Source organism: Caballeronia sp. A2-2 (assembly GCF_057612605.2).
Map to the genome: position 1 here is coordinate 172,917 of NZ_CM173618.1, position 21,112 is coordinate 194,028.

Here is a 21,112-nt window from a genome sequence, read left to right on the forward strand (position 1 = left end):
TGCACCACAATAACCCTCACCGAACCACCCCAGAAGCAACCACCCCCTCCTCAACCCGCCTACGCTGCGCGACAAGAATCGAAACCGCCGCCAAAATCGCCGGAACCGCAAGCATCGCAAGAATAGCCCCAAACTCCCACCCGAGCCCGAGCAACGCCCCGCCAAACGCAGAACCGAAAATACTCCCAAACCGCCCCATCCCGAGCATCCAACTCACGCCCGTAGCACGGGCCACAGTAGGATATCGACTCGGCGCAAACGCATTCAATCCAGTCTGCGCCCCGCTCATACAAAACCCCGCAGCAAACACCAACACCGCAAGCGACGACGACAACGCCCCGATCCAAGCAAGCCCGAGCACACAAACCGCCCCACCCAAATAAGCCGCCGAAATAACCGGCGCAGGCCGCACCCGATCCATCGTAAAGCCGACAAGCACCGCCCCAATGGTCCCGCCAATCTGAAACATGGCGGTGATATTGGCCGCCGCGCTAACGGAAAGGCCCGCATCCTTCATGAGCGTCGGCAACCACCCGGTCAGCAGATAAATCACGAGCAAGCCCATGAAATAAGTCACCCAAAGCGCCACCGTCAACAACCCATAGCCATGCGAGAACAACACACCGATGGGCCGCCGCGTCGGCAACGGCGGCTCATTGGAAACAAACGTTTCATCACCGCTGAACCGCGTGCCGCAAACGCGCCCGAGCACTCGACCGATGGTGCGCGAATCCGACCCGCGCACGGCAAGCAAGCGCGCCGACTCCGGTAACAACCAAATTTGCAGCGGAATCAGAACCAAAGGCAACGCGCCGCCAAAAATCAGCACAGACCGCCATCCGTGCACAGGAATCAGCCATCCCGCGACAAACCCGATCAACGCCGAGCCGAGATTGAAGCCCGTGAACATGATCGTGATAAGCAATGCACGTTTGCGCTGCGGCGCATACTCGGAGAGCAAGGTCGTGGTGTTCGGCATTGCCGCACCCAACCCGATGCCGGTCAGCACGCGCAACAAAGCCATGCTGGCAGGCGAATTCGTGAACGCGGTCGCAATGGTAAACACTCCGAACAAAAACACCGATCCAATCAACACCCGCTTGCGCCCGATGCGATCCGAAGCCGGCCCTGCCACCAACGCACCGATCACAAGCCCAATGGGCGCAGCACTCATCACCAGCCCGAACGCAGGCCGCGAGATATGCCACGCCGAGATGATCGAAGGCGCGACAAAACCCATGATGGCCACATCCATCCCATCCGCGGTCACCACGAGAAAGCACAGCGCCACCAGCAACCACTGGTAAGCGGATATGGGCCGCTCGTCGATAAAGCGTTTGATGTCGATCGTTTTAACGTTATTCATGTGATGTCTCCCGTCTCCCCTTCGTCGTCAGTCCTGAGCTTTTTTCGCCTGATCCCAGTCGAGCTTGCCCGCGCCCTTGCCCGCCACCGAATACAGCGCGCCCGGCGCATTGCGTGTCTTCTGGAAGGCTTCAAGCGTCTCGCCGCGCATGGCCGCGTAGATATGCAGGTTCGATACGCCCGTGACCGCGCCGAGCTTTTCCAGCATGAAAAAGATCACGCCGTAGTGCAGCATGCCGCGCCAGTCGCGTCGGCGAATGAGATCGCGCTCTTCCTCGCTCAGACCGAAGGCCTCGAAGCTCGCTTCTTCGTCGCGCTTGAAAGCCTCGCGATGCGCGGGCTCCACCATGCGATGCAGAAAATCGTTGATGCGATACGCACGCACCGCCGTCTCGATGGAAAACGGATACGTACCTTCGAGCTTCTCGACATCCTTCAGTTCGACCGCCATCTTCTGACGATGACGCTCGACAATCGCAGGATGCGTCTCGTCATCCTCGGCTTCGTAGATCGCGGTGGCGATGCCCGCCATCGACGGCAAGTAATAGCTGCGATGCTTGCACACCACATTCGACGACAACGCGCCACGCATGGTCAGCCACATGATGACTTCCGCGCCCTCATAGCCGCCGAGCGCCGCGTACTCGGCAAGCGTCATGCTGGCAAGCTGCTCGGGATCGCGCTCGAACAGATCGAGAAAGCGCTGATCCCACGGCGTGTTGTTGAAGCCCGAACGTTCTCCATGAACCTGATGCGACAGGCCGCCCGTGGCGAGAATCGCCACCTTCAAATCTTCAGGATAGCTTTCTATCGCGCGGCGCAACGCCTGCCCGAGTTTGTAGAAGCGGCGCGCGCTCGGCACCGGCAATTGCAGTACGCCCATTTGCAGGGGCACGAGTTTGATGGGCCATTCCGGCTTGTGCGGGCACAGCATCGACAAGGGCGAGAAGCAGCCGTGATCGAGCGCCTTGTTCTGAAAGAACGACATGTCGAACTCGTCCGCCATCAACGACTGTCCGATATGCGCCGCAAACGCCGGATGACCCTTCACCGGCGGCAGATCGCGCGCGCCGCCGCCTTCGTCGGCCACCTGCCATTGCTCGCCCACGCCAAGCGAAAAAGCCGAATAATGATCGAAGAAGAACGAGGTCACGTGATCGTTGTAGATCGTGACGATGACATCGGGACGCTTCTGCGCCAGCCAGTCGGCGAGCGGCGCGAAGTTTTCGAAGATGGGCGCCCAGACCGGATCGTCACGCTTGTTCTTGTCGAACGCGAAACCAATGGTGGGAGTATGCGAAGCGGCAATGCCGCCGACGATGCGTGCCATGCTGTGTGCTCCTTGCGATGCCCGCGCGGACCGCCGCGCGGCCGCCTTTCTGTATAGGACGACTGAAGCGCACGATACCCAAAATCCAGCGGTCAGCGGGACTGAGTGTTAACCATGACAGAAGGTCGAATCGATAGCGGATGGTGTCCGGCAAGGCCCGCCAGTGCGGCGTGGCGGGATCTGAAACGCGTGCTTCCGATGGTAGACGCGATAAACAAAACAGATGGCGGCGCAAGAAGGACGCAAGTCGGAGCGGCGAGCGTGGTTATTCGCAAACAAAACCTGTTTCGGTGCAAACAAAGCTGCTCTTGGGTTTTCGTGCAAATAAACCTGTTCTAATCCCACCCGCCTGTCGCAACCCTTGCAAACAAATCTGTTCCAAGCTACGCAAGCCTTTGTTTCTGCAGCCTATTTTTGGCTGGAAAAGAACCCACCCGAAAACCTGCGTGGTGCGGAGCGAGGACTGGCCTGTCGTGAGTGAGCATTGCGCGCGTAGGCGGCCAGACAAAGAGCCGCGCAACGGCCAACGAAATCAAGGACTTGCGAAAAATCGTGCAAACAAAGTTGGTCCGGGAGTTCGAGTTTGCAAACAAAAAATGTTCTGGATGATCCGGCCAGAGGCAGCACGGCATGGTTGTGCTCGACCGAATTGAGCATCTGCGGTCACGGCCCGAGGAAGGCCGTCCTGTGAAATAGGGCAATCTGAACAGTGCCGAAAACCGTGGAGACTGGCTTCCGCCCTATGCCGTCGCCGTTCGGGCGCAGAGCGACAAACTGATAAAATGCGAGCGTCGGGACTTCATGAGTTGATCAATGTTTCCGAGCAATGAAAGCACCACCGCGTTGCTGCAGAACCTCTCGGAGGCGTACCCCGTAGAAGTCAAGAGCTGGCTCAGTCCGCAAAGCGTCGAGGGGAAGGTCAAGCTGGTTCGAACATTGATCGCGTTGCGCAATAACGACGGTGGTCGACTCGTCATCGGGTTCAGTGACGAGGACATGAAACCCGTCGCTGATGGACGGCCATCAGATGTCCGGGCCGCATTCGACCAAGACGCGATTCAGGCCGTTGTGACGCGTTACGCGTCCGAGCCATTCGAAATCCAGGTTCAGTACCCCACGTTCAACGGGAACATCTATCCCGTTATTTGCGTTCCGGCTGGTGTAAAAACGGCAGTCGCAACTCAGGGTGAAATCAAAGATCCGACCACGCAGAAAGTCCTCCTTCCAATCAATGCGGTGTTCGTTCGCACTCTCAATAGCAACAACACGGTGAGCACCTCAGCGGCGCTATGGCAAGACTGGCCGCGACTTTTCGAAATCTGCTTCGACAACAGGGAAGCGGACGTCGGACGCTTCGTGCGTCGGCATTTGGGCGAAAGCGGACTCGGTAAGCTCGCTGAGCTTCTCGGACAAGTACATATTCGCAAAGAGCCGGATGCAACCAAGAGCTCGCGCGCGCCCTCGCCGATCTGCAAAGCACGCGCGCGTCCCGGCAACGGGCTGCTTATCTCGACTGGTTCCTGATTCGGCGCGCGAAAATCTCCGGCATCGGGCCGGCCAAGACAGCGACGCTGGCGTCTTTCGGCATCGAGACCGCGAACGACATCACGCGCGGCGCGGTGTTGCTCGTGCCCGGCTTCGGCGAGGCCTACACGGCCCGGCTGCTCGCTTGGCGCCAGAGCCACGAGAAGAACTTTCGATACAACACGCTGCGCGACGCCTCCGACGCGCAGGCCGAAAGCGCGGCGAAGTCGGCGTGGACGGCCAAGCGCGTCGCCATCGAACACAAACTTCGGGCGGGCCTCGCCAACCTGAAAATGGCCCCAGCAAAGCTTGCCGCAGCCAATCCGATGGCGTTTCCCCCGCTCCGAGAGGCTCTCGAAAACCGCGAAGCGGCGCGGCGCCACTACGAGCAACTTGGCATCGCGCCTCCGCCGACGCAACCCGTCGAGATCGTCGTTTCAAAGCGGTCGGCGCCCCCGCCCGCTCCGCTAGCCTCGCCTCGAATCACGCCTGCGCCCGCTCAGGCGTCGCAAGCGGCCAAAGCGCCGCTGTGCCCGAAGTGCTCCTCGGCCATGCGGCTTCAAACCGCCCGTCGAGGCCGAAACGCGGGAAACCAGTTTTGGGGATGCGCCCGTTTTCCAAGCTGTGACGGCGCTCGAAGCATATGAATCCTTTCGATAATCGCGCTCTGAAAACAGAGCGGACTGAATTCGCTGCGGCATCGGCTTACCATCGTTGTCTTCGCCAAATCTCACTTGCGTGCCATAGCCGCATTCGCCTGAAATGACTAAAAAAATTATCGACAATCCAGCGAAGCGCTTGCTCGCGATCCTCCAAGAGTGCAAGAATGTTCAACCCGGCAGCAACTGTCGGCAAGCATGGCAGCACATCTTGAAGACCGAAGAGGAAGCGCTGTTGTTCCGTCGGATGGCTGAGGTTTTAGCTCTTGCCGATCAAGTAGTGTCAGCGGTTCAAGATATCTTTCCAAGGCATCTAAGGGCAATTGAGACACTTCGCATTCAGCTTAACGCTGGCATTCGGCAGCAAAATCTCAACGGAAATTGGGCTGAATTTGTTTCACAAGTTTCGGATGACACCATCAACTCTCTCGACTTCGCCAGCAGCCTTCTGGAAGAGCGCGAAGAGTTGATCGAGATGCAAGCAGGCACGTTGGAAGATCAGAAAGCCGCCCTTCTTGCGATTCGAAAAGAAATCGCGGACACGAAAGAGATTCCCGAGGCGGTGCGCTTGACGATCACTCGATACATTCAGCGACTAGTGGACTGCATTGACGAATATTTCATCACGGGCGTCTTCCCTGTGCTGGACGCGGTGAACACGGCGATCGGCAACATTGCCTTCGACGCCGAATATCGGAAGGCCTTGGAAAGCGCGGAAGCCGGCAAAAAGTTTGCGACGACGCTTGGCCACATTGCCAATGCAGTCACCGTCGCCACAGGAATTGCCCAACTCGCAGGACCGGCGGTCGACCTTATCAAGTTGCTCGGCGCGCGTTAGACCGAGAAAGGTCAAGGCAGAGGGCAGATCCGCAAGCGCCATGAGCCAACGAGGCGACGAAACGCGCCGTTGCTTCTCTCTTCATCGCCCATCTGCGTGGCTCACCATCTGCCGCTCAGATGGCGGCGACGATCCGCACCGCCCCACCTTTTTGCGCATAAACCACAATATCTAGTGACTTCCTCCTCATCTAACACCATATATTGAACTTATGCTAATCTGAGCGCACAGATAACGACGTCAAAGTCGAGGTTCCCATGATCACCGCCCAAAGACGCGCCGAGATCGAGCGAACGATCCGGGGCATGCACCACGAAATTATTCAAGGCGCGAAGCTGCGGCATTCTGCCGGTTTGCCGCCTTACCCGCAGTTATTTTCCCCCGATGCGGCGATCGAGAAATATGGATACTCGTTTGAAGTCCGCGACGCGATGCCTGTGGCGCACGCTGGCAGCCGTTATCAAACCGCCGGAATGATCGACACCGAGCAACGCTTGGTCGTCGTGTCGAGCGATCTGACGTTTGAAACTCAGCGCTTCACGACCGCACATGAGCTCGGACATCTCGTCCTTCACGAAACGATGCCGGGAATGAGGCTTCATCGCGATCGCCCTGTTACCGGCGAGAGCGCGGGAGCGAAGGACCCCATCGAGGCTGAGGCCGACTACTTCGCGGCGGTCTGGCTTTCGCCCGGACGAACCGTCGAGCATTACTTTCGCGAGCGGTTTGGCGCCATCCCGTTGACGCTAAACGAGACCACCGCCTTTCACGTTGCGGGCTTCAAAGGCGTCGCCGACCTGATGGCTTCGCCGGCGACGTCGCTCGCCTTTCCGATCGCCGTGGCGCGCGCAACTTCGTTCAATGGCAGAAGATTTGAATCCCTTGCGCGCTACTTCGGCTTGTCGCCAACGGCGATGGGCATTCGGCTAAGAGAACTGCGCCTGATCGCATATTAAATGGCAACCCTCCGCTGTTTTCCTGGGGCGGCTGGCCTGAGCGCTGTCTTTTGCCTGACTGATGCCCGCGGCCAAGGAAACGGCGCTAAGATTTGGGGGTCCATGCTTGTGGACCATCAGCTTTATGGCCTTCACCTCCGCCAAGCCAAGCGCGGAGTTCGTTTATGGGAATTGACCTCGCTTCCCGGATTCGAAAGGGATTCACCGAATTGGAAGAGCTCCCGCACCTGCTTGAGAATTTGCCGTTGACCAATGGCTTCAACGCAGCGCACTTGAGGTTTTCGAACAAGGTCTCGCGCCACCGGCTGGAAGCCTCCTCCTTGAGTGAACTGCTCCACTCGTGAATTGGAGAAACGGGCACTAGCTTCAAAGACGACTTGAGCCTGTTCTTTTACTTCTTGCGGGACAACGACATTCGTCATCCCGAGCTCGACTACGCTGGTCAAGCAACCTCCAATTACGGGTCCCCGCTGCTCTCATGGTCGACTATTCAAACCTGGCTGCGCGAGTGTGAGCATATTTACTTTGATGTTCTCTTTGAACGCCTGGCAACGGAGCTGTAGCAGCGATGCGACAGCGATTGTCAGGCCGAGGAACGCAATCACCGTCCACCCAAGATCTGCCCTCGAAACCATCTGGCTTATTAACAGAAACCCACCGATGAGCACCAGAAAGGGATTGACGCCGAACCCGCTCGGCGGCGACCGGGCCGTCCCCGTAGAAGCTCACCTGATCACGAGCCCGGCTGATCATGCTGCTTGACGCTATCTACAATCGTTCCTTTCGGCCTGCTCTACCCATCATCGCGGCAGATTCGCGTTCAGCTTGTGGTGCAATGCGATGGCCGCGAGCGACACCCCGGGGCCTTGGCAAACCGCAACTACCTGGGCTTTGAACTCGAGGCTATAGCGGCCAGCGTCAACGACGGCCAAGTGGCGCTTCTTCTTCGATAGTGTTCACGTGTCCACCTATTTAAGTGGATACGACGCTCTTAAGACCTTCAGCGCAAGCCAAGACGGGATGGCCGTGCGCTTACAAGTGTCCTGAGCGGCCAGCACCCGACGCACACAATCACTAACCCGAGAACGCGGCTAACCATTGATGCAGGAGTCGATTCGACGACGAGGGTGGGCTGATGGATGTTGTATGCTCCGCCTCCCATGCCGCTCACGAAGAATGCGATCTAGATGGGGTAGACGGATTTTCATCCCTGACCGGCAACGAAAGCAGCAAGCAGCGATGCGAAGAGGGCAAGCGAACCCGCGAAGAACCAGATTATGGGTCGCCCCGCAGTCGGAACACCCCGATAATCTCCCCAGCCACGAGAGTATCAGCGGGCTCTGCCGACAATATTATTCCAATTATGATCGAAGACAGACCGAACACTTCGCGACCGAGAGAGGTCAACAGCGTGCTGTAGCTCTAGCCAAAACGCTTCTGACGACAATTAGCCAAGGCAACGCGCCAATTGTGCGACTGTTGCGAGCGAAGCGCAGTCCCTCATTCCCAAATGGTCGGGCCGCTTGTCGTTTCCGCGGACTTCTACCGATTTGATAGAAACGGCGAGGAGCGACGGGCACACTGCATCCCGCAGAACTGCTTCGTTTCTTTGTCTCTCAGTCGGTCGAGGCGTATCAAGCGCACCTTCGACGGCTTGAGCCCACGGTACGCGCGAGTCGATGAAGTACGACATAGTGATCGGGGGAGGCGGCCCGGCCGGGCTTTCCGCCGCGATCCGCCTGAAGAGATTGTCGTTGGTCTCGCGTACCAGAACACTTACCTCTCGCCGTTCGAGGAATTCCAGCGCTACAAGACGCACCCAGAGATCCGCAAGTACCTCGAAGGCGGCAACCGCGTGTCTTATGGCGCGCGTGCGATCGCGGCCGGCGGCCTAACTTCGCTCCCGAAGCTGGTGTTTCCCGGTGGTGCGCTCGTGGGCGACGATGCGGGCTTCCTGAACGCCTCGCGTATCAAGGGCAGCCACGCGGCAGTCAAGACCGGAATGCTGGCTGCTGATGCCGCTTTCGAAGCCGTGCAGGCGGGCTGTCAGAGCGACGAACTCACGCAGTATCCCGAGGGTTTCAAGCAGTCGTGGCTCTACACGGAACTCTACAAGGCGCGCAACTTCAAGCAGTGGATGAGCAAGGGTCTGTATCTCGGCACACTTATGGTCAGCATCGAGCAGAAGCTGCTGGGCGGCAACGTGCCGTGGACGCTGCATCACCAACGTCGCGATCAAGAGATGTTGAAACCGGCGTCGCAGTGCAGGCCGATCGAATATCCGAAACCCGACGACAAGCTCACATTCGACCGGCTTTCCTCCGTGTTCATCTCCAACACCAACCACGAGGAAAATCAGCCCGTTCACCTTACGCTTAAGGACGCGAGCGTGCCCGTGAACGTCAACCTGCGCACCTACGCGGGCCCGGAATCACGCTTCTGCCCTGCGGGCGTCTATGAGTTCGTTAAGGACGAAAACGGCAGCGATCGGCTTCAAATCAACGCGCAGAACCGTGTCCACTGCAAGACATGCGACATCAAGGACCTGACCCAGAACATCGTCTGGGTCACGCCAGAAGGCGGCGGCCCGAACTATCCAAACATGTGAGAGCAACACACTAACAAATGAAAACGTGCGGTCCGGGAAAGCCACAGAAAAGCAGAAAGAGCCAAGATATTATGCGGTCGTGGAGATCGCCAGGGCGGTGTCAGAAGCGGCAACAGAATAACCGTCTCATTGCCGCCCCCCGTCCGTCGCAACGGGTTTTGCTTTTTCGTGCAGCCCCGGCGCCGATACGTGGAATACACCTATGGTAGCGTGCGCCGGGTGTTCGCGCTGCGTGAGGAGACTAGCACGTCGCACCCGCGCGCAGAACACGGGCGCGCCGTCGGCCCGGTTTTGCCGGAAGATCCGGCACGGGCACATCCCCAAGCTGCCGGAATCGGGAAGCGGCAAGATGGCGGCGCCCCACGTGTCCATCGCACAGCCTCAACATCATCTGGACAATGCTCAGCAACGTTTCGCTCAGTCTGCAGCAGGGGAGCTCTCGTTTGCTTCTATCGCAACAGACTGCTACCCGCGACGGTCAAAACGAGAGAGGCGCTCATATGAGCTGCGTCGACCTCGCGCGCTTTGCCGGTCAGCGGACAGCGAGCAAGGCCTTCCACAAACTGCACGTCCGCGTAACTTGTTCGTCACGCAAACCGCCGTGCGTCAGTCGTCGACTGAAATGTGGCACACACGCAATGCGAGCATCTCGTGCGGTAGAGCCCCCGAGGCGCGCTGTATCACCGCGGGTTGTTCTCACCTTCGAGCGGGACCGCCTTAAATTAGGCATGTGGATCGCATGATTCAGCGGTAAGCGCGAATTTACGCGCACATAGCATCTGAATTGAGAGCAAGGCAAGCTGTGTCCACTGATATTCTGTGGACATATGCCATGACTCAGTCCGGTTCAGATACGGCGCTTCTCGCGGTTACCCTCGTCGGGCGCGACGGCAAGCGCCGCTACGACTCGCAATCCAAACGTAGGCTCATCGAGGCCTGCCTGCAACCCGGTGTCTCGGTGGCCGGGCTCGCGCTCAAAGCCGGCGTGAACGCGAATCTACTTCGCCGATGGATCAAGCTGCATCAGCAGCGCAGCGGCGCGGTGGTGGTGCCGGATGTTGTTGATGATGCGACGACACTGGCCGTGCCATCTGCATTTGTGACGGTCCGTGAGGCTGGTCGCGGTGAGGTCGTCGCGACCAGCATCTCGAAGCCCGCCTCCGAGCCTGCGTGCACCGATCCGGCCTTGCGCTCCCAGCTGACAGTCGAGATGCCCAACGGGGTGACGCTGCGGCTGGACTGCAGTGCCGGCGATGCGTCGCTGGTCTCGGCCATGATCGAGAGCCTGGGACGCTGCGATGTTCAGACTCGACGCTAGACTCAAGGTGTATATTCATCGCGAAGCCGTCGATTTCAGGAAGTCGATCAACGGGCTCGCGACTCTGGTAGAACAGGCAGGGCTGGACCCATTTGCGCCTGCGTTATACGCGTTCAGCAACCAGCGCCACAATCGCATCAAGCTGCTCGGCTGGGACGGCAACGGCTTCTGGCTGATGATGAAGCGTCTCGAGCAAGACCGCTTCGTCTGGCCGCGCCGGCAGCAGGCCGTGATGGAATTGACCCCGGAGCAACTGCACTGGCTGCTCGAGGGGATTGATATCGACGCGGTGCGTCGTCATCCTGCGCGACAGTATCGACACACCGGTTGACGCATCCGTGACGATTCACCGGGCTCGCCGTTACAAATTCCGTAAACCCACGCGCGCGGCGAATTCGCTATGGTGAGGGTCATGTCAGCCCCTGATTCCACCGCCGGTCTGCCGCCCGAGGTGCTCGCCTACATCCGCGAGCTCGAGGCCAGCAACCGGGACCTGAAGGCACGCGTCGAGCAACTCGAAGAGCAGTTTCGCCTGGCGCAGCTCAAGCGCTTCGCGCCGAGCAGCGAGAAGCTCAAGGATCGCGTGTTCGACGAAGCCGAGCAGGTCGCCGCGACGGAACCTGTCGAAGACGATCCGGGTGGTGTCTTCGCGTTGCCCGATACCAGCCTGCCTGGCGTGGATGCGCCACCCCACCAGAAGCGGGGCCGCAAACCACTGCCTGCCGGTCTGCCACGCACCCGTATCGAATACGATCTGCCTGAAGACCAGAAGGTCTGCCCGTGCTGCAAGGGCACGATGCACCGGATGGGCGAACAGACGTGTGAACAATTGCACATCGAGGTCAAGGCATCGGTATTGCAGCACGTGCGCTTCAAATATGCCTGTCGCCATTGTGAGCGCCACGCCGAACACACGCCGGTTTTGATCGCTTCCATGCCGGCGCAGCCGCTGCCGGGAAGCAACGCGAGCGCGGCGATGATCGCTACGGTGATAACGGCCAAATACGCAGACGGCACACCGCTGTATCGCATGGAGGAGGCGCTGACCCGCTCGAACATTTCGGTCAGTCGCGGTACGCTGGCACACTGGATTATCCGTCCCGCCGAGCTGCACCTGTCCCGTCTGTATGAAGCGATGCGCAGAATACTGCTCGCGCAGGCTCTGCTTCATGGCGACGAGACGACAGTGCAGGTGCTCAAGGAAGACGGCAGGACTGCGCAGAGCAAGTCGTACATGTGGGTTTACCGCAGCGCCGAAGACAGTACCGAGCCGGTCGTGCTGTTCGAATATCAGCCAGGACGCGGGCAGCAATATCCACAGGCCTTTCTGAGCGGCTACGCCGGCACGCTGATGACTGACGGGTACAGTGCGTGGCGCACGCTGGAAGGCGTGACCCATCTCGGATGCATGGCTCACGCGCGCCGTGCGTTTGATGAGGCGTACAAGGCTCACAGGAAACCCGACGGTCGCGCACGCGAGGCACTCGAATACTTCAAGGCCCTGTATCAGGTCGAAACCCTCGCACGCGGCGTACTGCCCGAAGGTCGAACCCGCGCGGACCACACATATCAGTTACGTCAGGCGCACAGCGTGCCGTTGTTGAACGCATTCAGGATCTGGCTCGATGAGCAGGCGGCAAACGTTCTGCCCGAAAGCCTGACAGGCAAGGCCATCAGCTACACGCGCAATCAGTGGGAGTACCTGCGACGCTACGTCGATGATGGTGACTCACCCATCGACAATAATTTGCTCGAGCGCGACATCCGGCCATTTACGACCGGAAGAAAGGCATGGCTGTTCAGCGACACGGTCGCCGGCGCAAAGGCCAGCGCGATCATTTACAGCCTGATGTTGACGTGCCGTGCGTGCGGAGTCGAGCCGTATGCCTATCTGTTGAGCGTGCTGACCGAGCTGCCGCAGCGCGCAGCGCATGCCGATATCCGTGACCTGCTCCCATTCAACTTCGTGAAGCGGAACGACGTATCCGCATCAACCTGATCGAGTAACAGGCAATCGCTGGATCTGCATAGTGCGCGTTAATTCGCGCTTACATTCAGCGAGCTTTACACCCGCACAGTTCGATCCGGAGTAGGCGCGAGCTCGCCCGCGAGGCCGTGCTTTCATGACGGCGTCATCCTGGGAGGTGCTCTCAAGTGCCGCCGCGGCATTTGCCAAAAAACCAAGCTCACGCATGGTGAGCCCTGATCATGCTTTAACTTCTGGTAACTTGAACAGTGACACTATCTCCTTCAATGTTGCCGACTGTGCTGCCATCGACTGTGCGGCAGCAGAAGCCTCTTCCACAAGCGCAGCATTCTGCTGAGTTACCTCGTCCATTTGGACGACGGCAACATTCACTTGCTCTATGCCGCTCTGTTGTTCAGCCGACGCGGAACTGATTTCTGCCATCAAGTCAGCAACATGATGAACCGCTTGCATGATCTCGGTCATCGTCCGACCAGCCTCAGCAACCAAAGCGTTACCGTTCATGATTCGGGCCCCGGATCGCTGAATGAGTTCCTTGATCTCTTTCGCAGCAAGCGCACTCTGTTGAGCGAGCGTCCGTACTTCCCCTGCGACCACTGCGAAGCCGCGCCCCTGTTGTCCCGCTCGAGCTGCCTCGACGGCCGCATTGAGGGCAAGGATGTTAGTTTGGAAAGCAATCCCTTCGATGACTGTAATGATTTGCTCAGCCTCATGGGAGTTCGCCGCAATCTCGCTCATTGTTTCCACAACCCGGCTTACTACCTGCCCCCCTTGTGTTACGGTTTCAGACGCACGCGATGCAAACGACTTTCCTTCCGTTGCGCGTCCGGCATTCTGCTTTACAGTGGCAGTCAATTCTTCCATGCTGGATGCTGTCTGCTCAAGCGAAGCAGCTTGCTCCTCAGTACGCTGACTTAAGTCAGTGTTTCCGGCAGCTATTTGCGCCGATCCAGCGGCAACCCCTTCACTCGCTGACAAAACGTGGCCTACCATCTCAACAAGGCGGTGATTCATGTGACGCAATGCGAGAAGCAACTGGCTGAGTTCGTCCGACCCACTGATTTCGATCGTGGCCGAAAGGTCCCCTCGGGCAACTAATTCTGCTATTTCGACCGACCTGCGCAGCGGGCCGGTCACTGAGCGAGTAATCGCCACGGCGAGAAGTATTCCCGCAGCAATTGCAAGCACGACGATTGCGATCGTCCATTCGCGAGCTCTTTGGAACGAGGCCGCAGCGTTCGAGGCAGCACGCTGCGAACCGTCGTGGTTGTACTTGATGTCAGCTTTAATCAGGGCAATCGCCCTATTAAACCGCATGGTGGCTTCGCCAGCTGACAGTCGACCGAGGTAATGAAAGTTGTTAGCCGGACCGCGACGATCTACACTTTTTCGAAGGTGTTGTGGCACTAATTTAGACTGCGGTGCGAGAAAGCGTAAGTATCGCGTCATGAGTTGAGTGCAGAACTCGGTGTCGCTCTCCTCGAGGTCGGGGAGCTACTGAGTGTTTACGCGGTTGCCCAAAATTTATCATGGCTTTTCCCGACCTTTCGTCTCTCACATTATTCATCCGCACGATCGATGCCGGAAGTCTTTCGAAGGCGGCGGACCAATGTCACATTGCGCTCTCGGCTGCGAGCCGGCGAGTCACCCTGCTCGAAGAGTGCTTCAACGTGCAGCTACTGACCCGAACTTCTCGTGGCGTGGCTCCGACGGTTGCGGGCGAAGCCCTCGCATTTCATGCCAGACTTCTACTCCTTGCGGCGGACCGCCTTAAGAGCGATCTCAAAGATCACGCTAACGGCCTTCGCGGTTTGGTCAGGTTAGCGTCTAACACCTCGGCCCTAACTCAGTTTGTTCCAAGGGATCTCGCTGTCTTCGCACAACATAGCCCTGACATCAAGATTGAATTAAGAGAGTTGTTAAGTAGTGAAATTATTGACGCTGTGAACGATGGTTTTGTCGATATCGGAATAGCCTTCCCGCCGCGTCGGTCATTGCCTGGAATTCGGATCTTTCCGTACGCGCACGACCGCCTAGTGGCGGTCGTCCCGGCGTCAAGTACGATTGGACCCGAGGGTGTCAGCTTTGGAATGTTGCTAGACAACGATCTAGTTGTGCTAGAAAGCAATACCGCGATGTTGAGTCTGCTTCAGGAAGCTGCGTTGAACTATGACAAGCCTCTTCGCGTGCGTGTGCAGGTAAAGAGCTTTGAGGCCATCTGCATGATGATAGATGCAGGACTTGGCATCGGGATTCTACCCGAGATCGCCGCCCGATCGTTCAGCCAACAGCTTTCGCTTCGCCTAGTGCCGCTGCTTGACGAGTGGTCAGTTCGGCAGATCTGCCTGATTGTTCGGGATGTCCCCCTAGCGGCAACGGTAAAGCATTTGCTCCAACACCTCAAACATCCGCGCGAAGCCTCTGCCTCGTGCGACGCGGACGAATCAGAAGAGATGCTATGAGGAGAAAGGAGTTTCGTAACCGATATAAGCACAGGCAACAATCGGTTTTATCAAAACTGAAAGCACGAGTGTTTTCGTGTCGAGTGTGCAGCCGTCGTTTGCGACTCACAAGACTACGTGATCGCTTCGCATCGTAGTTACATGACTTCATTCCGTTAAAGGACTTTCAAATGCTTCTGAAACACAAACTTGCTGGACACGCATTGATAACGCACAAATCTCAAAACGATTTCCTATGCAGAGTAATCTGCGCAATTCTTCGAACAAGAACGATACCTAGCACTCCGGCGCACGTAGTTGAGAGAATTCCAGCATGAGCGGAAGCTACCAAGGCCTGGCGAGCTCCTTCGATGAGGGACATCCCCTGAGCGCCGGCGTGCTGCATCTCACGGAGAAGCTCATCGCGAAGTGCGGGATCAATCAATATGCGCGGGTCGTGTAGCCTAGTTTGCCAGTCTGCGGGAGTTCGCTCGCTGCTCGCGAACAGCATGGTACGAATGTTGGCCTCATAGCACCGGTTGATTATCGTTGCAACGATACTTGTGCCAAGCATACCTCCCATCATCCTCATGGACTGGAGGAGCGCGGTCGTAATCCCAAATTTAGAAGGTCCGGCTATTTCTTGCGCGAAGACATTCAAGTTGTTCAGTATGAAACCGAGACCAATCCCAGCCGCACCAAACGCCGTTTCAAGGAAGAGATGCGGCGTCGCGGGCGTTGCTCTTGCAATCGCAAAAGACGCTGCCGCCATTAATCCATAGCCGATAGTGAGGATCCGGGTCGGTCTCGACAGCCGAATCACGATGCGTGTGTTCGCAGCGCTCCCAAGGGCAGCGCATGCGGCGAAGGGCGTGACCAAGATCCCCGCTTCTGGCGCGCTGAGATTGAAACCTCCCTGCAGCAGTAACGGAGCGAAGAATATGAGCGAAAACATGATGAACCCGGCGAGCACTGAGAGCGCGAAGAGGGTCACAAGCTTCGATTCGCGAAACATCTCGAGAGGCAGAATTGGATGACTCGCTCGGCGCTCACAGTAATACAGGCCACCGCCAGCTACGATGACCACCGCTCCCAAAATGGAGGTGGTGAATGTGATCCCTTGAGTAGGCACCGACTCTATGAACAGCTGGAAGGCTCCGAGCAACAAAGCGATAAGAGCAGCACCGGCCCAATCGACCCGGATTTTCCCTTCGATCGCACGCCGATAATTTGGCAGGTGGGAATAGATAAACCATAGCGACAGAGCGCCCACGGGAAGATTGACAAGAAATGCCGAGCGCCAACCATAATGCTCGCTCAGCCAGCCACCAAGTGACGGCCCTGCCGCCGTGCCGATTCCATACGCGGCCGACATGATTACTTGCCAACGAATCCGTGAGCGAGGGTCAGGGAATAGGTCAGGAATGGACGCGAAGGCGTTGCCGACCATCATCCCTCCCCCAATCCCCTGCAGAGCTCGCCACAAAACAAGTAACCACATACTTTCAGCAAGGCCGCACAAGGCAGACGCACCGGTAAAGACTATGACTGACGCCACGACAAAGCGCTTTCGTCCAAAGAAATCGCCTAGACGGCCAAACACAGGTACTGTCACCAACGATGCAAGCAAATATGCGCTTGCGACCCACGCGTAATCCTCAAAGCCTCCTAGATCCGTGACAATTGACGGTAGCGCGGTACTGACGACGGTCTGGTCGAGCGCTATCGCCATATTCACCAGTCCAATGCCAAGCATCGCTAGGAATGCATCGCGAAAGGACAATTGGCGATTCGGAGTCGTTTGCAGTTGCGCCATTGGGCGAGGATCAATATAGGAATCTAATAGCGCCTAAAAAGCTGAGAGGCAATCAGATCGCAAGCCTCTACTCTCGGCACACAACGGCATCCAAGACCCGATTCAGCCAAGGCCGGTCATCGGATTGCTTGTACGATGTAGGTTAGCATGCTACCTCAGATTTCGACTCCGTGTCTCCGAATGGAGATCAGCCACCTGGCGGTGACACCGACCTGCCAGTGTCACCGCCGTGTTCTCCGGCCTGTTGGTGTCGAGCCTCTACTGTTGGATTGCGCCGCCTCTAACCTGTACGCCTTTTCACCGAGTTTAGCTCGCCGTGCGCCGCGCTACCCGCCCACGGGACGTGGATATAAACCGTTGTCCATCGATCTGCAAGATGTCCGGCGCACAAATGGCAACCACGCGTACCCAATGAGCCGACACGACGGACCTTCCCGCAGTGAGCCTGGCTCGACAAGACTGCTCTGGGAATTAATGCGAATCTAGGCTTCGTCGTATGCACATGGGACGTCGGGGAGGTTTGCTCCCTCCGAAGAAGACTAGTCAAGTGCCAAACTCGCCCTCACCTGCAGATAAGTTTTAGATCACACCGTGTCGCGCGAAGATAGGTCAGAATATGTACACAAAATAGGCTGTTATATTGATGGTTTATAAGCGCCGATGCCAGTTCAAATCGTCAAAACGGGGCCTGGGAGACTGAATCTCTCACCGGGTCCCCATTCACGCTACTTTTGACCAATATGCGCGCGAATCCCATCGCTGATCTGTTGGAGCGCGGCTTCTGTCGACGGCACACGGCGCAATGCGTTGAGCAGCACGAAGTCGTGAATTGTGCCGTTATAGCGTGCAGCGGCCACGACGTTGCCGGCTTCTTTCAGCTTGCGTGCATACGCCTCGCCCTCATCACGGAGTGGATCGTTTTCGGCCGTCACGACAAGAGTCGGTGGCAACCCCTTCAGTTCCTCCGCGCTGGCACGTAGCGGCGAGACGTAGGGGTTGTCGCGCGTTTTTGCATCGGGCGCGTACAAGTCCCAGCCGTACTTCATGAACGAGCGAGCAAGGAAGCGATCCGTACCGTACTGATGATAGGAGTCGGTGTCCACGCTAGCATCGGTTGCTGGAATCAGCAGAGCTTGGTAGCTGATCTTCGGGCCTTGACGATCTTTCGCCATCAAGGTGAGGGCTGCTGCCATGTTGCCTCCCACCGAATTTCCCGCGACCGCAATGCGGGTACCATCCGCGCCAAACTCGGCGGCATGTTTCGAGATCCAAGTAAGTGTCGCGTAGGATTGATCGAGTTGCGTCGGGAATTTCGCCTCCGGCAGAGGAGTGTAGTCGACGAACACGCCAATCTGTCCAGATTGAACCACGAGGTCACGTAGCAGCCTCTGGTGGTTCGCAAAATTGCCGACGATCCAAACGCCGCCATGAATGAATAGCAGCACACCTGGCTTTCCCTTTACGTGATCGGGCTTCATGACGTAGACCTTGAACGTGTGGCCATCGGCGCTCATCGTATGTTCGGTCGTCGTGACACCCGAAACATCGACTGGCGTCTTGTTCTGTAGCCCGGTAAGAATGTCCTGCGGCTGCGGTTGCGGCAACTTCCAGAATTCGCTGCTGTCCTTGTTTATATCAACGAGAAACGAACGCACTTGCGGATCAAGATGAGAATCCGTAGCAACGTCTTCAGCGATGGCGGTTTGATTCATTAGGGCGACTCCCGCAAGGGCAATAGCAACTTTAGAAAAACGGTTCATGGTCTTGGCGCGTGATTGACAGTGAGGTGATGTTGATATGGTCGGTGTCTAGATTTCAGACGAGCGTGAGCGTGACGTCGATATTGCCGCGCGTTGCGTTGGAGTACGGGCAGACGACGTGCGCCTTGTCGACCAGCGCCCGTGCTGCCTCGCGCTCCATACCCGGTAGCGAGATCTTAAGTTCAACCTCGATTGCAAAGCCCTCCGGAATCGCGCCGATGCCCACGCTACCGTCAACGGTAATCTCAGCAGGTAACTTCACCTTATCGCGGGATGCGACGAACTTCATCGCCCCCAGAAAGCATGCGCTGTAGCCTGCTGCAAAGAGCTGCTCCGGATTGGCGCCCTCTCCGCCCGCACCACCCAGCTCGCGCGGCGTTATCAGCTTGAAATCAAGATTGCCTTCAGCAACGGTTGCGCGGCCGTCGCGGCCACCAGTTGCATGAGCGTGGGCGCGGTACAAGACCTTTTCGATCGACATGGTGCCTTTTGGAGTCAGGTGATGTATTTAAATGTTGTCGGTAATCTGACATTTCTTTTTGCCTCCTGACAGACCGGATTAAAAAGGCCTGCCCGGGCTGACGTCGCTTAACTTCCGATCGCTTGAACGATGACGTTTGCGAGTGCCTGCGGTTGAGAGAAGAAGGAGGAATGGCTTGTCGACAGCGTGAAGATCGCCGCCCCAGGTACATCGGCCTGCATTTGACGTTGCTGCGCTATCGGTATCGCATGATCGTTGAGACATTCAACGAAAACGCGGGGAATCGAACCAAAGTTTTTCGCCGTCGTCGCCGAGATTTGAGCCCCTGGTACCCCGGAGTTTACTGGGATGATATTCGCAGCCGCGATCGCGATATCGTGGGCCGAGCAATCACCGTAGAATGCGTCTTTGATTAGCGCCGGCTTAGTAACGTCTAGCGCTACACCTTTTCCGTCCGGGGTTCCCGACAGCAATTGACGCAGCGACGCCGCCGCAGGATCCGTTGAGTATGACGGTGAATTAATGTAGTCGTTTGCCGACTTCCCGTTCGGTGTCATAAAGGCGGTGAGGTAAATCAACTTCCGGATCTTAGTCGGATAAAGCTCTGCCAGATAGGTTAGAGCCGCCCCGCCAAGGCTGTGCCCAAGCAGGATGACGGGAGCCGCCGCACTTTGGAGGATCCCGCTTACCGAGGACGTGTAGTCCGCCATATCGACGACCTCAGCATATGTCGCATCGCTGTAACCATGTGACTTGAGATCAGGAAGCAAGACCGGATAACCTTGTGCGACGAGCAAGTTGGCGACCTTCAGAAAACACCCGCCCCAGTGCCATGCTCCATGGACCATAACTATGGTCGGCCTCGCAACGGCTCCCCCACTCGCCCCCGCGCTTCCACCGCAGGCTGCCAACACCCCTGCGGCAAATCCAGCTGCGGACATACCTAAAGCTTCACGTCGATTCATTCGTAGCCCCTTCGATTCGTAGGTCCAACCCACGCCGAACATAGATGTACAGAACAGTTTTCACTTCTCGTGGTAGTGCACTAACTTGGTGGTTGCATACTAACAATGTCTTTAATGAAGTCAATAATTTCTAAAATCGAGTTGCCTGGGGATTACCCGTAGTACTCAGGCTTATGCTGCTGATTCGAGCAAGGCACTCCTGGTCAGTGGCTTGCCAGAATCCGAACGTACTGAGTAGCGGATTGCGCGACGTCAGCATATCGACAGCTTGATGTGTGCTAACGCGTCAGATTCGAAAGGCCGGATTCTGTCTCTGACTGGAGAGGCGGCGCATCGCGGACGATTCGCAACATTCTTAGACAGGACTTGCGCCTAAGGCAGCGACACCACCATTACTGAACTCTGAACCGGCCGACACGAATGCCACGAAACGCATTCGTGTCGGCGACTATTGGATGTTTGAAGCAAAGCGACGTGAGCCGCCATGAACAGTGGTGGCCTGCGACCCGCCGTCGAGTGCAGCTGCGACCAAGAGAGCCGTTCTGTCCGAAGACCTCGCGCTTATCGGAGTCGTGTCTAGTAGTTGGTGCCGACTTCAATGGCAAGTGCCTTCATGGTGCTGCAGATCGTGCGCCGGGTCCTGCGGGTACCGTCACGCCGGTCCCGCAGATCTCGATCTTAGCGTGTTAATTGGTCGATGCTGGACTGCATTCAGACTTGTACCAATCATCAACCTTCCGCTCGGCCGCCTGAAGGTCGCGAGGATATTCAGGGTCTTCAATCTACCCGGATCGTAGCCAGCCGCTTCAAGCGCTTCCAGCTCGCCGCGGTTTTGTCTTATGGAGGTCGGACCGGTCGTATGGAGGACGGTGATATCTTCGCACTCCCCTTTGGTTAAGTGCGACCCGCCATCGGGAGACGCCTGCGCAGCGCACCCCGAATAAAGAGCCGCAATCAAGAGTGCGAGCGGGAATTTCAGCGACAAGTTTTTCATGAAGAAGTGGTCCTGTGAAGTGAAGCATATTTCAGCAATCGTTGATATCGAGCCGAACGTTTAGCATTTG

Annotated in this window: 16 protein-coding genes and 1 pseudogene; 9 read left to right on the forward strand and 8 right to left on the reverse strand. The window is 57.5% G+C overall.

Going from position 1 to position 21,112, the window contains the following annotated elements; all coding sequences use genetic code 11:
* Positions 1–16: 16 nt before the first annotated feature.
* Together ACZCWR_RS24400 and ACZCWR_RS24405 are read right to left on the reverse strand one after the other, a co-directional pair.
* Positions 17–1,366: an MFS transporter gene (locus ACZCWR_RS24400; protein ID WP_487305617.1), complete on the reverse strand. Its 1,350-nt coding sequence runs from the start codon at positions 1,364–1,366 to the stop codon at positions 17–19.
* A 27-nt stretch (positions 1,367–1,393) separates the two neighbouring features.
* Positions 1,394–2,695: a gallate dioxygenase gene (locus ACZCWR_RS24405; RefSeq protein ID WP_487305618.1), complete on the reverse strand. Its 1,302-nt coding sequence runs from the start codon at positions 2,693–2,695 to the stop codon at positions 1,394–1,396.
* Between the two features lie 813 nt (positions 2,696–3,508).
* Between ACZCWR_RS24405 and ACZCWR_RS24410 the strand changes: the two genes are divergently transcribed.
* The 4 genes from ACZCWR_RS24410 to ACZCWR_RS24425 all read left to right on the forward strand — a co-directional run bounded on the left by ACZCWR_RS24410 (position 3,509) and on the right by ACZCWR_RS24425 (position 6,672).
* On the forward strand, positions 3,509–4,219 hold the full coding sequence (locus tag ACZCWR_RS24410; RefSeq protein WP_487305619.1) for an AlbA family DNA-binding domain-containing protein: 711 nt from the start codon (positions 3,509–3,511) through the stop codon (positions 4,217–4,219).
* A gap of 95 nt (positions 4,220–4,314) precedes the next feature.
* Complete coding sequence (locus tag ACZCWR_RS24415) at positions 4,315–4,866, forward strand: hypothetical protein (RefSeq protein ID WP_487305620.1); 552 nt, start codon at positions 4,315–4,317, stop codon at positions 4,864–4,866.
* A 115-nt stretch (positions 4,867–4,981) separates the two neighbouring features.
* Positions 4,982–5,716: a hypothetical protein gene (locus ACZCWR_RS24420; RefSeq protein ID WP_487305621.1), complete on the forward strand. Its 735-nt coding sequence runs from the start codon at positions 4,982–4,984 to the stop codon at positions 5,714–5,716.
* A 257-nt stretch (positions 5,717–5,973) separates the two neighbouring features.
* Entirely contained in the window at positions 5,974–6,672 is a 699-nt protein-coding gene (locus ACZCWR_RS24425; RefSeq protein ID WP_487305622.1) for an ImmA/IrrE family metallo-endopeptidase, read from the forward strand.
* 131 nt (positions 6,673–6,803) lie between these two features.
* Here the strand turns inward: ACZCWR_RS24425 and ACZCWR_RS24430 are convergent, their stop codons facing one another.
* The gene (locus ACZCWR_RS24430) at positions 6,804–7,118 is read right to left on the reverse strand and encodes a hypothetical protein (RefSeq protein WP_487305623.1); all 315 of its coding nucleotides are present in this window, start codon (positions 7,116–7,118) and stop codon (positions 6,804–6,806) included.
* A gap of 1,304 nt (positions 7,119–8,422) precedes the next feature.
* Between ACZCWR_RS24430 and ACZCWR_RS24435 the strand changes: the two are divergent.
* The 4 genes and pseudogenes from ACZCWR_RS24435 to tnpC all read left to right on the forward strand — a co-directional run.
* Positions 8,423–9,280, forward strand: a pseudogene (locus ACZCWR_RS24435) (electron transfer flavoprotein-ubiquinone oxidoreductase); the annotation flags it as partial.
* An 832-nt stretch (positions 9,281–10,112) separates the two neighbouring features.
* Positions 10,113–10,598 (forward strand): IS66-like element accessory protein TnpA, encoded by a 486-nt coding sequence (gene tnpA, locus ACZCWR_RS24440; protein ID WP_487305624.1) that lies wholly within the window; start codon positions 10,113–10,115, stop codon positions 10,596–10,598.
* Positions 10,579–10,929 (forward strand): IS66 family insertion sequence element accessory protein TnpB, encoded by a 351-nt coding sequence (gene tnpB / locus ACZCWR_RS24445; protein WP_487305625.1) that lies wholly within the window; start codon positions 10,579–10,581, stop codon positions 10,927–10,929. Before tnpA ends, tnpB begins: the two co-directional genes overlap by 20 nt.
* Positions 10,930–11,010: 81 nt before the next feature.
* Positions 11,011–12,597, forward strand: a complete 1,587-nt coding sequence (tnpC, locus tag ACZCWR_RS24450) for an IS66 family transposase (protein ID WP_487305626.1) — start codon at positions 11,011–11,013, stop codon at positions 12,595–12,597.
* Positions 12,598–12,804: 207 nt separating this feature from the next.
* Here the strand turns inward: tnpC and ACZCWR_RS24455 are convergent, their stop codons facing one another.
* The gene (locus ACZCWR_RS24455; protein ID WP_487305627.1) at positions 12,805–14,034 is read right to left on the reverse strand and encodes a methyl-accepting chemotaxis protein; all 1,230 of its coding nucleotides are present in this window, start codon (positions 14,032–14,034) and stop codon (positions 12,805–12,807) included.
* 80 nt (positions 14,035–14,114) lie between these two features.
* Between ACZCWR_RS24455 and ACZCWR_RS24460 the strand changes: the two genes are divergently transcribed.
* A complete protein-coding gene (locus ACZCWR_RS24460) occupies positions 14,115–15,047 on the forward strand; it encodes a LysR family transcriptional regulator (protein WP_487305628.1) in 933 nt (310 codons plus the stop codon).
* A gap of 220 nt (positions 15,048–15,267) precedes the next feature.
* Here ACZCWR_RS24460 and ACZCWR_RS24465 read toward each other — a convergent pair whose 3' ends face one another.
* The 4 genes from ACZCWR_RS24465 to ACZCWR_RS24480 all read right to left on the reverse strand — a co-directional run bounded on the left by ACZCWR_RS24465 (position 15,268) and on the right by ACZCWR_RS24480 (position 20,048).
* Positions 15,268–16,842, reverse strand: a complete 1,575-nt coding sequence (locus ACZCWR_RS24465) for an MFS transporter (protein WP_487305629.1) — start codon at positions 16,840–16,842, stop codon at positions 15,268–15,270.
* Between the two features lie 725 nt (positions 16,843–17,567).
* The gene (locus ACZCWR_RS24470) at positions 17,568–18,554 is read right to left on the reverse strand and encodes an alpha/beta hydrolase (RefSeq protein ID WP_487305630.1); all 987 of its coding nucleotides are present in this window, start codon (positions 18,552–18,554) and stop codon (positions 17,568–17,570) included.
* A 103-nt stretch (positions 18,555–18,657) separates the two neighbouring features.
* On the reverse strand, positions 18,658–19,083 hold the full coding sequence (locus ACZCWR_RS24475; protein ID WP_487305631.1) for an organic hydroperoxide resistance protein: 426 nt from the start codon (positions 19,081–19,083) through the stop codon (positions 18,658–18,660).
* A gap of 107 nt (positions 19,084–19,190) precedes the next feature.
* Complete coding sequence (locus tag ACZCWR_RS24480; protein ID WP_487305632.1) at positions 19,191–20,048, reverse strand: alpha/beta fold hydrolase; 858 nt, start codon at positions 20,046–20,048, stop codon at positions 19,191–19,193.
* Positions 20,049–21,112: the final 1,064 nt, after the last annotated feature.

Excerpts from the sequence above, each read along its gene's own strand:
- ACZCWR_RS24400 (WP_487305617.1), bottom strand. The coding sequence starts at position 1,366 with ATGAATAACGTTAAAACGATCGACATCAAACGCTTTATCGACGAGCGG.
- ACZCWR_RS24405 (WP_487305618.1), bottom strand. The coding sequence starts at position 2,695 with ATGGCACGCATCGTCGGCGGCATTGCCGCTTCGCATACTCCCACCATT.
- ACZCWR_RS24410 (WP_487305619.1), top strand. The coding sequence starts at position 3,509 with ATGTTTCCGAGCAATGAAAGCACCACCGCGTTGCTGCAGAACCTCTCG.
- ACZCWR_RS24420 (WP_487305621.1), top strand. The coding sequence starts at position 4,982 with ATGACTAAAAAAATTATCGACAATCCAGCGAAGCGCTTGCTCGCGATC.
- ACZCWR_RS24425 (WP_487305622.1), top strand. The coding sequence starts at position 5,974 with ATGATCACCGCCCAAAGACGCGCCGAGATCGAGCGAACGATCCGGGGC.
- tnpA (WP_487305624.1), top strand. The coding sequence starts at position 10,113 with ATGACTCAGTCCGGTTCAGATACGGCGCTTCTCGCGGTTACCCTCGTC.
- tnpB (WP_487305625.1), top strand. The coding sequence starts at position 10,579 with ATGTTCAGACTCGACGCTAGACTCAAGGTGTATATTCATCGCGAAGCC.
- tnpC (WP_487305626.1), top strand. The coding sequence starts at position 11,011 with ATGTCAGCCCCTGATTCCACCGCCGGTCTGCCGCCCGAGGTGCTCGCC.
- ACZCWR_RS24455 (WP_487305627.1), bottom strand. The coding sequence starts at position 14,034 with ATGACGCGATACTTACGCTTTCTCGCACCGCAGTCTAAATTAGTGCCA.
- ACZCWR_RS24460 (WP_487305628.1), top strand. The coding sequence starts at position 14,115 with ATGGCTTTTCCCGACCTTTCGTCTCTCACATTATTCATCCGCACGATC.
- ACZCWR_RS24465 (WP_487305629.1), bottom strand. The coding sequence starts at position 16,842 with ATGGCGCAACTGCAAACGACTCCGAATCGCCAATTGTCCTTTCGCGAT.
- ACZCWR_RS24470 (WP_487305630.1), bottom strand. The coding sequence starts at position 18,554 with ATGAATCAAACCGCCATCGCTGAAGACGTTGCTACGGATTCTCATCTT.
- ACZCWR_RS24475 (WP_487305631.1), bottom strand. The coding sequence starts at position 19,083 with ATGTCGATCGAAAAGGTCTTGTACCGCGCCCACGCTCATGCAACTGGT.
- ACZCWR_RS24480 (WP_487305632.1), bottom strand. The coding sequence starts at position 20,048 with ATGAATCGACGTGAAGCTTTAGGTATGTCCGCAGCTGGATTTGCCGCA.